We start from the raw sequence: 14,258 nt of genomic DNA, 5'->3' as shown, positions 1-14,258 counted from the left end.
TAAATTTTAAGGAATCGTCTCATTGAGATAATTGATCCGATTGACCCAATCGCTACACCGACAACGACCATTAAAATGATCAATTGTGGGACAAATGTATTGGGATGCAACAAATACAAGCCTTGTTGCGACAAAGTTTTTTGCAAGCCAACATAAGCCACACGGTAAACGAACCCGATGAGTAAGCTTGGTAGAATAGCACCAATTAAGCCTACCCATGCCCCTTCAAGGAAGAAAGGCCAACGGATGTAACCATTTTTAGCACCCACCAGACGCATGATTTGAATTTCTCGTTGACGAGACAAAATCGTAATCCGAATCGTATTCGAAATCAGGAAGACAGCAACAAACAAAAGTAAAGCTGCCGCCCCAAGTCCCCAAGTTCTGATGACTTTAGAGAGACCAAAAATTTTCTTGGTATTCGTGCCACCGTAGTCTGCACGGTCAACCCCATCAATTTTACTAATGCTTTTCGCAACTGCTGTCACATTTTCAGGTTTATCGGCCTCAACAATGTAAACATCATAAAGCGGATTACTATCACCTTTAAACATTTTCCAAGTGTCACCCAGTGATTTCGTGAGTTTTTCTAACTCATTTTCTTTACTTGAATAAGTCACCTTAGTCACATGTGGTACAGCCTTAATAGCAGTTTCTATCTTATGATAGTCTGGATTCGTAATTACTTTTGATTTATCATTAGGGTCAGTAATCTCTTTTTCACCATCATGAATATTCAATTTCAAGAAAGTTGAAATACGGACATTATTTTCCAAATCGGAAGCTAACTTTGTTGTATTGAGGATAACGGCTAGGAAGACGCCAACTAATACGAGGGTAATGGTAACAGATGAAACAGCGGCAACTGTCATCCAACCATTTCTGCGGAGATTTTTAATGGACTGCCACAGGTGTTTAAAAAATGTTCTAATCATCGTAGCCATATTCTCCTTCTATTTGATCTCGGACAATTCGACCGTTTTCAATCGCAATCACACGATGACGCAAGGTGTTAACGATCTGTGAATTGTGGGTCGCCATTAAAATCGTTGTCCCTTGGATATTGATTTTTTCAAGGAGATTCATAATTTCCCATGAGTTTTCAGGGTCTAAATTCCCTGTTGGTTCATCGGCAATCAAGACTTTAGGAGCATTAGCAATTGAGCGGGCAATCGCCACACGTTGTTGCTCGCCACCAGATAATTCATTTGGGAATGAGCGGACTTTATGTTTAAGTCCCACGAGATCTAACACTTCCATAACACGTTTTTTTATTTCACGTGGTCGTTTACCGATAACTTCCATGGCATAGGCGATATTTTCATAGACTGTTTTATTTTGCAATAATTTATAGTCCTGGAAAACAACACCGATAGAGCGACGAAGCATGGGCACGTCACGTTTTTTTATTTTTTCAAGATTATAGCCAGCGACAACACCCTGACCTTTATCTAATTTCACTTCACGATACAATAATCTGATGAAGGTTGATTTACCAGCGCCTGAAGGGCCTACGACGTAAGCAAACTCTCCGGCTTCAATATCAACAGAAACATTGCGCAGCGCGGTCGTCCCGTTATTATATTTTTTGGTTGCATTACTTAACTTGATAATACTACTCATATTTTTAGTTTCTTTCTGTTTTTTGTCAATATAAACATATTATAACAAATTACTCATCTCTAAAATATTACAGCCTTACAACATTTTCCATTTGAGGTAGGCATCAATGAAGCCATCCAAATCCCCATCCATAACATTGTCGATTTGACTCGTTTCATAACCTGAGCGAGTGTCTTTAACCAACTGATAGGGCATAAAGACATAAGAACGGATTTGTGATCCCCATGAAATATCGGCTTGATCGCCTTTTAATTCGTCTACTTCTGCTTGTTTTTTATCAACTTCTAATTGGTAGAGTTTAGATTTGAGCATCTTCATAGCCAGGTCTCGGTTACCATACTGCGTTCTATCCATAGTAGATGAAACGACAATACCTGTCGGTGTATGGGTCAAGCGAACCCCTGTTGATACCTTATTGACATTTTGCCCACCAGCACCACCAGAACGGAAAGTATCCATTTTGATATCGGCATCGCGAACATCAACTTCAATTGAATCATCTAATTCAGGCATGACATCAACCGAGGTGAAAGAGGTATGACGACGGTTTTGCGAGTCAAAAGGTGACACACGAACCAGGCGGTGCACACCTTTTTCAGAACGTAAGAAACCGTAGGCATTGTTACCAGTAAATTTCAAGGTCGCTGATTTAAGACCTGCAACATCACCATCTTGGTAATCCACGACTTCAACTTTAAAGTTATGGGCATTCCCCCAACGTTCATACATCCGCATGAGCATGCTGCCCCAGTCTTGAGACTCAGTCCCGCCAGAACCCGGGTGGATTTCTAGGAGGGCATTCATGTGGTCGTAAGGCTGATTGAGGAGCATTTCAAGCTCATAAGCTTGCATTTTGCTAGCTAATTTATCAAGCTCTGTTGCAAGTTCTGCCTGCATTTCGGCGTCAGCATCTTCTTCTAACATCTCTAACATGACTTCTTGATCCTCAAGCATGGCTTGCATGTCCATGAAAGTATCATATTTAGCTTTGAGTTGGTTAGATTGCTCAACGACTTTTTGTGCGGCAATGTTATCATCCCAAAATGACGGATCAGACATGTCATTGTCAAGAAGCGCAATTTCTTCTTCTAGGCGATCTAAATCTAGATTATCTCGAAATGATGCCATCTTATCTCTGTTTTGGGCAATTTGATTGCGAATTTCACTAATTTCCATATTATACTATTTTACCACGTTCTCATCTATTTTTCAAAGATTGATTGCGTTTCGCCTTTGTCTTGATCTTATCCAATGCCCATTGCGCCGCTTCCTGATGGACAGCATTGCTAGGATTTGCTGCAATCTCTTCTAATAAAGGAATTGCTGTTTTATCATTGACATTTGCAAGCACGTAAATCGCATTGCGCTGTAAGACATTTTTACCTCGCCATGATCCCGCTATTTCACTAAATTTAGCCTTAAATTCCTGATTGCTCAACCGGATGAATGGCTGTAACTCCGGATAAGCAAGTTCTGGATCAATTGCTGTCTGGCCCTCATTCCTAATCCCTTTATTATAGGGACAAGCGATTTGACAAATATCACAGCCATAGATCAGGGTCTTCATTTTGACCCGAAACTCCTCATCAAGCGGCCCTTTTTTCTGCGTCTGAAAACTCAGGCAGCGCTTGGCATTCATGGTCGAGTCGCCATTGAGAGCGTCTGTCGGGCACGACGTGATGCAATGGTCGCAATCACCACAGCCATAATCAACCGGACTGTCCGGTTCAATATCCAGATTGGTGATGAGTTCTCCCAAAAACATGTAGGAGCCATATTCCTTAGAAATGACCAGTCCATTTTTACCGATAAAACCGATCCCCGCACGTCTGGCAACAGCTGTATCGACCAAAGCACCTGTATCGACCATGGCCTTGTGATCAAAATCATCTGTTAATTCAGCAATTCTCTCAGACAAACGTGCCATCTTCTCAGTTAAGATGGTATGGTAGTCAACACCCCAGCTAGATGAAGAAAATTTTCCACGCTTATAAGGTGATTTACCCGGTAATTGTGGGAGTTTATTCGGGTAAGCAACGGCAATCGAAATAATCGTTTTGGCATTGTCAAGCAAGAGCTTGGGCTTGATCCGTTCTTCTATATTTTGGTGTTCGAAGCCAGAGTTCGTTCCCTTTTCTTGGGAAAGTCTCAGGGATTTCTCCAAGTAATCAAAATTATCTGCAGTCGTAAAACCTATTTTTGAAATGCCGATTTCCTTGGAAATAGCAATAATCTGTTCTTTTAAGTTCGTCATGTTATCATTATACCTCAACTTGCTGGGGTGCAAGTCATTTATTCAGTCGCTTTATGTGAATTTCCGACAATTGACCGATCTTCCTCACACCCACTAGTTCAAATCGTTTTAAATCACGTTCCATCTCTTTAAACAATCGTTTACCAGTCCCCAAAACAACAGGCGCAATTTGAATCCAATACTCATCAATTAAATCATCTTTTAGAAGTGTCGTAACAATCTCGCCACCACCAACAACCCAAATCGCTTTCCCTGATTTAGCCTTTAAATTTTGGATAATGGTTACAGGATTACCTGAGACATACTTACCTTCTGCAAAATCCCTTGTTTCAGTCCGAGAAAAAACAATCTTTTCTTTATTGGGGAAAATGGAATCAGCTCCCAAGAGCCTTTGCGTTTCACGATAAGTCGTATTCCCCATAACCACCGTATCAATACGGTCTTCAAAGACACTGATATCGTAATCTGGATCAAGCGACGTGTCAAATAACCACTGCAACTCATCAGACTGAGTGGCTAAAAAGCCATCCAAACTGATTGCCCCATAAAAAAATACTTGCCGCATTGTTTTTCTCCTTAATCGGATTTTTTAAAAATATACGCTTTTATTATAACATATTCCGATCTTTCTACTAAACAGTTCAAAATTGACAACATACAAAATCCACCAAAATACTGATGGATTTCTATTAGTCTAGAATTGACATATCTATTGAATCAGCAAAACTCATTGATGTTTTTTTCTCAGAATAGTCATACCAAATGTTACTAAAAGGACAATTGTCCCAAATATGGTTTCACTCATCCCATTTTTAGCACCAGTATCGGGTAATTCTTTTTTATTATTTGAACTTACCACTGGAGCTAGTTTACTTGAGTGGTTAGGAGGCGTGTCTTTCCCATAATTGATTGGCATAGTTTTAGGTTTTTCAACTGCTGTATAAATAACTGTTTTGACAATATCTGCCACATCACCTGTTACGTTTGAAATAGCTTGAATCTCTGGTTGATCTGGTATTTCATCCTTGATACGAGGTGATATTATCGTTGCAAAAGTGGTATCACCGACCGCTGACCAATTGCCATTGATATGATCGCCTGTCACTTGATCAGTTACAACCGGGCGTATAAAGTGAAGAGGAACCGCAAGATAGTCTTCCGCAGCCTTATCACCATTTTTAAAGAGATAGTGTACTGTCTCATTGACAACTTTAATATCACTCTTGGCAGTTGTTTTGTGGGACAAATGAACCTCATAATGTTTAACAAGATCATCTTGATCATAAACAACACCAGTCATCGGGTAAGTATCAGATACTGAATCATAGCCCTTAGCTTGATAAACCTTGATCAAATCCACTGTCCGATAAGCATCTGTTGTCCCAAAATCACCTGATAATTCTTGACGGGCTAACGCTTTTTGCGTCGTATCATCAATGTAAGTGATACTTGCACTCTCTTGATTAGAAGCGTAGACCACCGTTTTGACACTATCAGCTGTATCCCCCGTCACCTTGTCAATAGCATCAATCTGTACGTAATCCGGTGTAAAACCTTTAAGGATAGGGGATACGACCTTTGTAAATACTGTTCCATTGGTTGCAGTCCAGTTACCATAAATTTTAGCGCCTGTCGCTTGATCAGTAGTGACTGTTCGTGTAAAGTTGAGAGGTGTTGCCAAATGGTCGTTTGCTGCTCTTTTTCCGTTTTTGTATTGGTAAAGAATCGTCTGGTTAACTGCCTTATTTTCTTTGCTATTGACTAAATGATGTGTCAAATGAACCTCAAATTTTTGTGCCTGATCAGAAAAGATTAGCTTAGTTTTAGGATAATTGTCAGAAATAACTTGATATCCTTTACGCAAGTAAGTAGCAATATCGGCTACTGTAGTATAAGTTGCTTCTTCACCAGTAGCGCCTGTAATTTCTTTTTGATTGAGTGCTTGTCCTGTTGTATCGTCAATATATGTGATGGTCGCAAGACCTTGTTTCCGTGTATAAACATAGTTAATATTTTGAACATTTGCTTGATATGTACCTGTGGGTGTAGCACCCATCACTTCCTTAAAAGTATAGCCTGGAATTGAGGCTTGATTGGTTGAATAAATCGTGTCAATATCGCCATTCGTTGTGACTGGTGTTTTGAGTTGATTTTGATTTTCATCTATGTAATTGGCAACGACAGTCACTTGCGCAACGGTGTACTGAAAATTTGTAATTTGTAGCTGTTGTAGATTATAATTCTCACCGGTAGAAGCTGAGATAGAAAAAGATATAGATGAATTATTCCCAATCAAACTGCTCACATCCTGTTGCCATGTTTGTCCATCGTATGTGACCGTCATAATTTTTGATGTCCCGTTATAGAACATTTTAAACGGTTTAAATATATCATAACTTGGTTGAGCAATCGGTTGTGCCCCATCTTCAAGAGTCTGGGCAACACTAGTGGTTCCATCCACAAAAGCACCATAAGATTGACCTGACGCAAATTCACTTGGGTCAGGATTAAAGGAAGTCTCATGATTAGCGTTATAGTAAGTATCTAATTTAAAACCGAAAGCACCTTGCACACCACCGATACCAGCGGCGCCACCATCTCTTCCAACGACATCTGTGTTACCTGGATGAAATAAAAAACCAACACCATCTGCACCGCCCATACGACTGCTTTTATTACTTAAATTAATCAAGCCATTAAAAGTAAAATCTTGCGACATATCTACTTTTGTTTTCAGTGTCACATTACCTGATTGATGCTTTTGATTAGGGGTTAATGTTTGTATATGATCAGTCAGATCATAATTAAAATGTACTGCTGAGCCATTGCGCTGGAAATAATTAAGAAAATCATCACCGGAAACAGTCACTGTTCGACTTGTTACAGAAGTTGGTGAAAACGTTGGTGCTTTTTCCTCTTGCGTATCTGCAACAACACCTATTGTCATCACGCGCGCGCCAAGTCCTAGCGTTGTCCCGCTAAGAATCAAAGCTACGCCAGTTTTAAATTTCATTTTTTCCTCCTATGATACTTTCATGTAACTATTTGAATTACATGAGCTAATTTAACAAAATTCATTATACTGCCACAAAATGAAAATAGCTAACTTTTTAACCTCATTTAATCAGCAACTGTTATAAGACATATACAAAAAAATCAGACAGTTTAACTTTCCTTGCTTCTCCAAGAAAGATTTGATAGGTGCTCAAAAAGAATATGCTATACTAAGACTATGAAAAAGCTAGCCATTCTCTCTGATTTACATCTAGACGTTAATCAGTTTGATGAACAATATAAACAAATTCTAATTCAAACCTTGCAAGAACAACGCATTACAGATATCCATCTGGCAGGTGACATTTCTAACGACTTTGAGCGTTTATCAAAGCCTTTTTTAGCACGTCTGTCGCAGGACTTTACCGTTTCTTATAACTTGGGCAACCATGATATGCTGAGCATGGATGAATCCGCCATCACAGCCAATGACTTCCAGATTCGGACTATCGGTCAGAAAAAATTGCTGAGTTTTGCCGGTTGGTATGACTATTCTTTTTGTCCAGATATTAGTATTGAACAAAATCTACGGTCTAAAAATACTTTTTGGTTTGACCGAAAGATTACACGTGATGTTGATGATATCACGGTTACTAACCGTATTCTGACTAAACTTGATGCTGTTTTGACGCGTATGATACCAACTGATAAAGCTAACTTGATCGTAGCCATGCATTTTGTCCCTCATCCCTCTTTCGTAATGACTCACCCTAAATTTATTAAGTTTAATGCTTTTCTGGGTTCCGATAAATTCCACGCGCTTTTTGTCAAACATGGCATTAAAGATGTTGTCTTTGGTCATAATCACAGATCTTATGACCGAGTGATCGACAGCGTACACTATCAGGCTAAGCCTCTGGGTTATAAACGAGAATGGTTATTAGTCAGCGATTACTTTAAAGCCTATCCAGCTTATCAATCGCTCAACTCTTATAATTTGCATAAACGCTATAATCTGGTCAAGAAAACAAAAGAATTCGATGCTTATCTCCTCACGCATTTTTCCGAGGAGCTCAAAAAATCTTTGGTTATTTTCGACGTTCAAATCTGACAAATGGCGGATAAAATGGTATAATTTTTGTTGAGAACTTTGAATGTTAGAAAGTTGGTAGGATGATGAAAATCCCCAAAGAAGGCGACTTTATTACGATTCAAAGCTATAAACACGACGGAAGCTTGCATCGTACTTGGCGTGATACGATGGTGCTGAAGACTAACGAAAACTCGATTATTGGTGTGAATGACCATACGCTTGTGACTGAGAGCGATGGCAGACGTTGGGTGACCCGCGAGCCTGCTATTGTATATTTCCATAAGAAGTTTTGGTTCAATATTATTGCCATGATTCGCGAAAATGGCGTAAGCTACTACTGTAACTTGGCCAGTCCTTACACGCTTGACAATGAAGCTCTTAAATATATCGACTATGACCTTGATGTCAAGGTCTTTGCTGACGGTGAGAAAAAATTGTTGGATGTCGAAGAATATGAGCGTCACAAACGTCAAATGCATTATCCAGAAGATATTGATTTTATCTTAAAAGAAAATGTCAAGATTTTAGTTGACTGGATTAATGAAGGTAAGGGTCCATTTTCTAAGGAATACGTTGCCATTTGGTACGACCGTTATCACCAATTAAAATAAGACCTCAGTGATCTGAAGTCTTATTTTTTATGTCAAAAAACCTTACCATCTAACTCATGGTAAAGTTTTTTGTATGATGCCATCTCAGTTCACCACTTTTAAGAAATATTAAGCCAGTGACTTACATTTTGATCTTATTTTAAAAATGAGGATAACAATCAGGCAAAGCAAACCGATAAAATAGAGCACTCCCGCCACTTGTAATTCTCCGGTATCAGGTAACATACTTTTCTGGTGGACAGTATAAATCGTTTGTTCGCCACTTGTTCTGGGTAACTCTGGTTCTTCAGATGGTCTTGGAGTACCCGTTAGCCCGAGTTGACCTGAGACGGTTATTTCACTTGCCATGAAATCACCTCCCTGATGATTTAGGTGTGATCACTTAAAAACCAACCGCATCAAATCTCAGACTCAACGTGTATTTCAACTTCACAACATTTGTTGTGGTTGCTGAACCAACGTATGTAAAGGTTGCTTTGTTTTTCGCGGCTGTACCAGCTGGTACTAAAGGATCAGTTTTAGAATATTGGTCGGCGCTATTTGCCAAAGTAATTAATTCATTCGTTGGTCCCTGAGGTGCTCCACTTTTAATGAGTTCGGTACTCGGTGTTGTCGCAGCATTACCAGTTGCAGGCCCATCTACCAAAAGATTTAAGTTAAAATCTCCAGGCACTGTTGGATTACTTGGATTAGCGGAAAAACCTTTAACACTAATTTTAACAGGACGTCCTGAATTATTAACGATATCATATTTTGGTGCTTTGATTACCGTATCACCACCATTACTATAAAAAATAGTATCAGTTGGCACTGTCACGTTAATCCAATCAACATCAGTTTCAGGAATTAAGGTATCTGGATCCGTATTATCAGCACCCAAGTTTCCGCTAATATTAATGTCTGCATCTCCCGCTCCAACAACATCTTGTGCCGCAACTGCTTGAACGCCACCAAATATAACTGTTGAAATAAGCAAAGTTGATAGTAATTTTTTCATAATTTCTCCTAAATATAGTTTAAAATAATTTAACGATAACTTCCTAATTGACATCAAAAACAACGCCAGCAGCAACCTCTCCTTTTTTAGCCTTTGTTTTTGGATCGTATAAACTAAAGACGGCAGTTGCTGAATGTGTTCCCTTAGCTAATGTTTTTTCCAGCTGAACATGACTCACCTCCTCTCCTGGTTCAATAGCTCCAGACGTATAAATCACATCGCCAGTTTGATCATCTGTAATAACAACATTGACCGGATAAGTATTGGTCTGAGGATTTCTAATATTCAGCATACCTTGTTGGGTTTGATTGTCAATCTTAGCTTTTGATCCAATCATCATATTAAACTGACTATTATCCGCCTTTTGCTGGGCAAGTTTCGCAAGCTCCTTATCAGACATTTTCTTAGCATCCTTCCCCTCAGGAAGGAAGTCACCACTGATAATCGTCACATTTTCTTTAGGCTTTTGCCCCAAAACATGGTAGAGACTATAACAACCACCTGCTAACAAAAGTAATAATAAGAGGATTAATAACCTCTTTTTACGTTTTTTCCTCAGTTCTTCTTGTTCTGTTTGTTTAAGATTTTGCGCTTTCATCTCTTACTCCTAAAATTTATGACGCTTGACTGATTGAAAAAGCCAAATTATAGTTGATTTGATGCGGCCCACCGTCTAATACCGAGACAGAATGTTCACCCTTCAGATAGAGAGTAGCTTCTCGATCATTATCCCAATAAGGTGTTAAAGCAATCGGCTGTCCTGTGATGGTGCCTGCTAGTAATGGATCCAAAATTCTATTATCATTTCCGGAAGGATGCTCAGCAACTAGTTTTAGATGGACTTGTTTTTTTCCTTGACAGTTGGAAACAAGTGACACTACAGGAGAACTATTTGACTTAATTGTCAATGTTTTTAATGCTAGATTAACAGGTACATTACCGTGATTAATAGCACTGTAATTTGTCAAATGTTGTTCCTTCACAATCTTACCTGCTTTTGGCGTCCTAAATTCCAAGACATCCGGTAAAGTGACCTCAATATATGACGGCACCTCTACTATCTGCTCAATCCAAAGGCTCGATAAGGTATAGCCCGGTACACACGCCCCCTCTAGCTTGGTATATAAATAATAGGTTTGGGCAGATAAATTTTCAAACTGATAAATCGAGTCTGTTGCAATATTGTTCGTTGCCCAGATATCCTTTTGCGCCCAAAGCCCCTGAGATGGGAAAGCGTTTGTGATACTCGTTTGCGCTGCCGCTGCCGTGATGTCAGTCCCCGAATAAAGGCGTTTAGTCCCTAACTTGTAGCTGACCTTACTAATATTCACTAAATTTTCTGGTGTCCACTGATTAATCTGCACTCTGATTTGACTGAGATCCGTCCCCACCATCGGATCCGCACTCATGCCTGTAATTTTGGGGGCACGCGCATATACGACCGACTCACCGTTACTAATATCTGATGCCACCACGTTTTTATTGCCCGTGACATTTGGGCTCAGCTCTTTGAAGCCACTACTGAAATACTTGATCGGATAGGCATAGCCGTCTGTATCTTTCCGACTGAATTTAAGGGTTGCTCCATTGAGCGCTGACTTGCCAGATGGTGAATCAAACAAGATATAGTTAGGCGAGGTGGCATTAATCGTCGGACTCTCCCCTGAAAAGCCATCTTTTTCTGTCGTAAACCGACCGATCGCATCTTTGGCAAATTCCATGGTAATCGTGCCCAGTGCTTTAAAGAGTACTGCCTTCGATGTCGTGGAAGAATTATTACCAGAAATGGCTTTATACTTGAATTGACCTTTTTCTAGCACTTTAAGTGTAAAGTTTCCATCATATGAAAGATAAGGTTTATTTGTCGTAATATCCACTATAGCATTTTTACCAACCGTGACGGTTTGACTGCCCCCTGCGTATAAGAATGCTAACTCATTATAAGCATCATGGTAAATCGTGGTTTGACTATCTTCAGCAAAATTAATACTCGTGAAGCCTTGCGCAAACTCACCATCGTAGCCACCATTAGAAGTTCCGGCTTTGAAATTATTTTTTCCTTTGAAGGTTAGCGTATTAACATTCGTATTCGCATAAAATGGCTGACCACCTTTTTGGATGTTATAGTCAATATTTTCAACAACAAAATTAGTGTTGGTATTCACCACATGTAAAATACCATACCAGTTACTGTTGGGATAGGTCACATTACCATACTTAATATTTTTAAAGGTAATCGCTAAATTATTAGCACCTGTTATAAAATGATCCCCATCATAATTCGTACCGCTGTATAAAATATAGTGCCCATCACCATCTAATACGGTATTTTTGTTTATTGATATCGTCCGATCAGAATACGAGTAAAGAATATCTCCAGTTAACTTAATGTAAAGTGCTGTTTCACCTGAGGGAATACTCTGACCTAAAGCACTTTTTAAATCAGTAATTGTTGAAACCAAATAGGGATCATTTGCTTTTCCTGAACCACCCGAGATGGCCCGTGGTGCAATCTCTAAAACTTGTTGTGGTGTCTCGGTAGATCCGCCTGTAGTTTCCGATGTTTCATCTGCGCGAACAAAACTAGGAGACACAAAAAACAGTAAGAAAACCACGACCAATCCTCTTAATATTTTTCGCAATATAGATCTCCTCCATTCTAAAGAACTCAAATAAACATTTATTTTACATCTAATCATTATATGAGTTTAGTTTTTTAATTTAATGTATTTTATTACTTGTATTATACCATATAACATTTTTATAATTTTAATTATACATTTTTTTATCTTAAAAATCAACTATTTTATTAAAAAATTATATATTTCAATAACCTATTAAACGAAACTATTGATATAATATTAATCAGATTAATGAACATCAGACAAACCACTTTGTAAGACAGATATTAAAAATATCATCAATTAAAATAAGGCATCATTTTTCTGAAGCCTTATTTCTTTTACCTTAGAATCATTCAGGTCGAAGCCTGTAACACCTCTACCTTGATACTGTAGTTAACGACTTTAGGTCCAGAACTCATAGTCACTGAATGTTTACCATTGACATAGAGTGAAGCTTGATTACTCTGCTCCCAGAAAGGATCTAGCTTCATTGGATTGCTTAGCATTTGTTTACCTTCAACTAAGGGCCCCCAAGTTTCACTTTTTGCACTAGCGATATTCTCAGCAGTCAAATTCAATACCAATTTTCCGCTTTCATCTCCAAACTTATCAACGAGCGAAACATCAGGAGAACATCCTGGATTGGTTGTAATCGCTTTAAAATCAACGTTTGCAGGTACATTCCCATGATTTACAACAACATAATTATTCAAATTATCACTTTTACCAAATTCCCCTGACTGTATGCTATTAAATTCTATTTGATCTGGTATCGTCACCAGTAGTAAGGGCTGAACTTGAACAACTTGTTCAATCCAAGAACTGGCAAATGTATAACCTGAAGCTGAGGTGCGTCCCTCATCTATTTTACTGTAGAGATAATAAGTTTGTGCTAACAAGTTTTTAAAAACATACATTGAATCATTTGAACCATCAACAATAGGTGAATCAATCACTCCATTAGCTGACGTTGCCTTATCGATACTATTTTGAGAGGTATCTTGGGTGATGTCATTTCCTGAATATAGTTTTTGTGTGGCTAATTTATAGGAGGTTTTCCGACTGCTTAATTGATTCATAGTATCTTGCTTGACCTGCGCTTCAATTATGCTAAGATCTTTCGCAACTTTCGATTCAGCATCTAGTCCTGCTATTCTTGAAGCACGCGCATATATTACAGAGTATCCTTTTTGAATATTTGAAGCAGAGACATTTTGACTCCCTACAGCATTAGATACGAAATGATTCTGCCCACTTGCTGTAAGATAATCAATCGGATAATTGTAACTATCAGAATCTTTTCTAATAAACTTTGGGGTTATACCACTTAGAATCGACTTATTAGTTGCTGATGATTCAAATAAAATGTAATCTGGTGAAGTGGCATTGATTGTTGGATTTTTACCAGAAAAGCTATCTTTTTCTGTCCTAAAAATACCTACAGCATCTTTAGAGAAATTCAAAGTAATGCTACCTCCTATCAAACTATTTATTAATTTTGCTCCAGAATCTTTATAATATGAGCCGTAAAAGAATTTACAACTAAATCGTCCTTTTTCCTGAACATTAATTTGTGCATCTCCGCCATCTTGAATTAACGTTTCTTTACTTGTTGTAATATCTAGAGTTGCGTTCTTGCCAATATTAATTTGTTGTTTTGAACACCAAAATACTGCATCAGAATCAGTAGAATCGTTATACACAGTTGTCTTGCTATCATCCGAAAAATTGATGGTTGAAAATCCTTCAACAAATTCGCCACCTTTTTTATCACCAGCTGACTTAAAATTATTTATCCCTTTAAAAGTTAATGTGTTAGACGGATTACTGTCCCCCCAAAATGGTTGACTACCATTTTTAATATTCCAATCAATATTTTCTACAACAAAATTTATTCGACTATTTATAGTGAATAGCATACCCCAATAACTATTATTAGGATAAGTCGTATTCCCATACTTTATATTTTTGAAAGTAATATTAAGGGCACCTCTAATAACTACCAATTAATTCACCTCTAAATGAAATTAGAAAAAAACATAGAAAACTAAGCATAGTCTGT

Annotated in this window: 13 protein-coding genes; 2 read left to right on the top strand and 11 right to left on the bottom strand. The window is 38.3% G+C overall.

Annotated elements, in window-relative coordinates; all coding sequences use genetic code 11:
- From ftsX to LRA01S_RS09345, 6 genes are all read right to left on the bottom strand, one after another.
- Positions 1-935: permease-like cell division protein FtsX (ftsX, locus tag LRA01S_RS09370; RefSeq protein WP_061775359.1), on the bottom strand; the 935-nt coding region annotated here is incomplete at its 3' end.
- The gene (gene ftsE, locus LRA01S_RS09365) at positions 928-1,623 is read right to left on the bottom strand and encodes a cell division ATP-binding protein FtsE (protein ID WP_061775358.1); all 696 of its coding nucleotides are present in this window, start codon (positions 1,621-1,623) and stop codon (positions 928-930) included. The genes ftsE and ftsX, both read right to left, overlap by 8 nt.
- A gap of 75 nt (positions 1,624-1,698) precedes the next feature.
- Complete coding sequence (gene prfB, locus LRA01S_RS09360; protein ID WP_061775357.1) at positions 1,699-2,799, bottom strand: peptide chain release factor 2; 1,101 nt, start codon at positions 2,797-2,799, stop codon at positions 1,699-1,701.
- Positions 2,800-2,821: 22 nt separating this feature from the next.
- Positions 2,822-3,877 (bottom strand): tRNA epoxyqueuosine(34) reductase QueG, encoded by a 1,056-nt coding sequence (queG, locus tag LRA01S_RS09355; protein WP_061775356.1) that lies wholly within the window; start codon positions 3,875-3,877, stop codon positions 2,822-2,824.
- Positions 3,878-3,911: 34 nt separating this feature from the next.
- Positions 3,912-4,442 (bottom strand): dihydrofolate reductase family protein, encoded by a 531-nt coding sequence (locus tag LRA01S_RS09350; RefSeq protein WP_061775355.1) that lies wholly within the window; start codon positions 4,440-4,442, stop codon positions 3,912-3,914.
- A 162-nt stretch (positions 4,443-4,604) separates the two neighbouring features.
- Positions 4,605-6,890, bottom strand: coding sequence for a lectin-like domain-containing protein (locus LRA01S_RS09345; RefSeq protein WP_061775354.1), 2,286 nt, complete (start codon positions 6,888-6,890; stop codon positions 4,605-4,607).
- A 219-nt stretch (positions 6,891-7,109) separates the two neighbouring features.
- Here LRA01S_RS09345 and LRA01S_RS09340 point away from each other — a divergent pair, with 219 nt between their 5' ends.
- Together LRA01S_RS09340 and ntdP are read left to right on the top strand one after the other, a co-directional pair.
- The gene (locus tag LRA01S_RS09340) at positions 7,110-7,982 is read left to right on the top strand and encodes a metallophosphoesterase (RefSeq protein WP_061775353.1); all 873 of its coding nucleotides are present in this window, start codon (positions 7,110-7,112) and stop codon (positions 7,980-7,982) included.
- Between the two features lie 65 nt (positions 7,983-8,047).
- A complete protein-coding gene (gene ntdP / locus LRA01S_RS09335) occupies positions 8,048-8,575 on the top strand; it encodes a nucleoside tri-diphosphate phosphatase (RefSeq protein WP_031365692.1) in 528 nt (175 codons plus the stop codon).
- Between the two features lie 108 nt (positions 8,576-8,683).
- Here ntdP and LRA01S_RS09330 read toward each other — a convergent pair whose 3' ends face one another.
- The 5 genes from LRA01S_RS09330 to LRA01S_RS09310 form a co-directional block, all read right to left on the bottom strand.
- The gene (locus LRA01S_RS09330) at positions 8,684-8,923 is read right to left on the bottom strand and encodes a hypothetical protein (protein ID WP_061775352.1); all 240 of its coding nucleotides are present in this window, start codon (positions 8,921-8,923) and stop codon (positions 8,684-8,686) included.
- 34 nt (positions 8,924-8,957) lie between these two features.
- Positions 8,958-9,572: a hypothetical protein gene (locus tag LRA01S_RS09325; protein WP_061775351.1), complete on the bottom strand. Its 615-nt coding sequence runs from the start codon at positions 9,570-9,572 to the stop codon at positions 8,958-8,960.
- Between the two features lie 43 nt (positions 9,573-9,615).
- Entirely contained in the window at positions 9,616-10,170 is a 555-nt protein-coding gene (locus LRA01S_RS09320) for a hypothetical protein (RefSeq protein WP_061775350.1), read from the bottom strand.
- Between the two features lie 16 nt (positions 10,171-10,186).
- Positions 10,187-12,214: a hypothetical protein gene (locus LRA01S_RS09315; RefSeq protein ID WP_144259906.1), complete on the bottom strand. Its 2,028-nt coding sequence runs from the start codon at positions 12,212-12,214 to the stop codon at positions 10,187-10,189.
- 335 nt (positions 12,215-12,549) lie between these two features.
- Entirely contained in the window at positions 12,550-14,202 is a 1,653-nt protein-coding gene (locus LRA01S_RS09310; RefSeq protein WP_061775348.1) for a hypothetical protein, read from the bottom strand.
- Positions 14,203-14,258: the final 56 nt, after the last annotated feature.

Source organism: Pseudolactococcus raffinolactis NBRC 100932 (assembly GCF_001591765.1).
Classification (GTDB): domain Bacteria; phylum Bacillota; class Bacilli; order Lactobacillales; family Streptococcaceae; genus Pseudolactococcus; species Pseudolactococcus raffinolactis.
Note: the sequence above shows the minus strand (reverse complement) of the source record. Positions and strands in the feature narration are given on the sequence as shown.

Coding starts and splice junctions, on each gene's coding strand:
- ftsE (WP_061775358.1), bottom strand. CDS start 1,623: ATGAGTAGTATTATCAAGTTAAGTAATGCAACCAAAAAATATAATAAC.
- prfB (WP_061775357.1), bottom strand. CDS start 2,799: ATGGAAATTAGTGAAATTCGCAATCAAATTGCCCAAAACAGAGATAAG.
- queG (WP_061775356.1), bottom strand. CDS start 3,877: ATGACGAACTTAAAAGAACAGATTATTGCTATTTCCAAGGAAATCGGC.
- LRA01S_RS09350 (WP_061775355.1), bottom strand. CDS start 4,442: ATGCGGCAAGTATTTTTTTATGGGGCAATCAGTTTGGATGGCTTTTTA.
- LRA01S_RS09345 (WP_061775354.1), bottom strand. CDS start 6,890: ATGAAATTTAAAACTGGCGTAGCTTTGATTCTTAGCGGGACAACGCTA.
- LRA01S_RS09340 (WP_061775353.1), top strand. CDS start 7,110: ATGAAAAAGCTAGCCATTCTCTCTGATTTACATCTAGACGTTAATCAG.
- ntdP (WP_031365692.1), top strand. CDS start 8,048: ATGAAAATCCCCAAAGAAGGCGACTTTATTACGATTCAAAGCTATAAA.
- LRA01S_RS09330 (WP_061775352.1), bottom strand. CDS start 8,923: ATGGCAAGTGAAATAACCGTCTCAGGTCAACTCGGGCTAACGGGTACT.
- LRA01S_RS09325 (WP_061775351.1), bottom strand. CDS start 9,572: ATGAAAAAATTACTATCAACTTTGCTTATTTCAACAGTTATATTTGGT.
- LRA01S_RS09320 (WP_061775350.1), bottom strand. CDS start 10,170: ATGAAAGCGCAAAATCTTAAACAAACAGAACAAGAAGAACTGAGGAAA.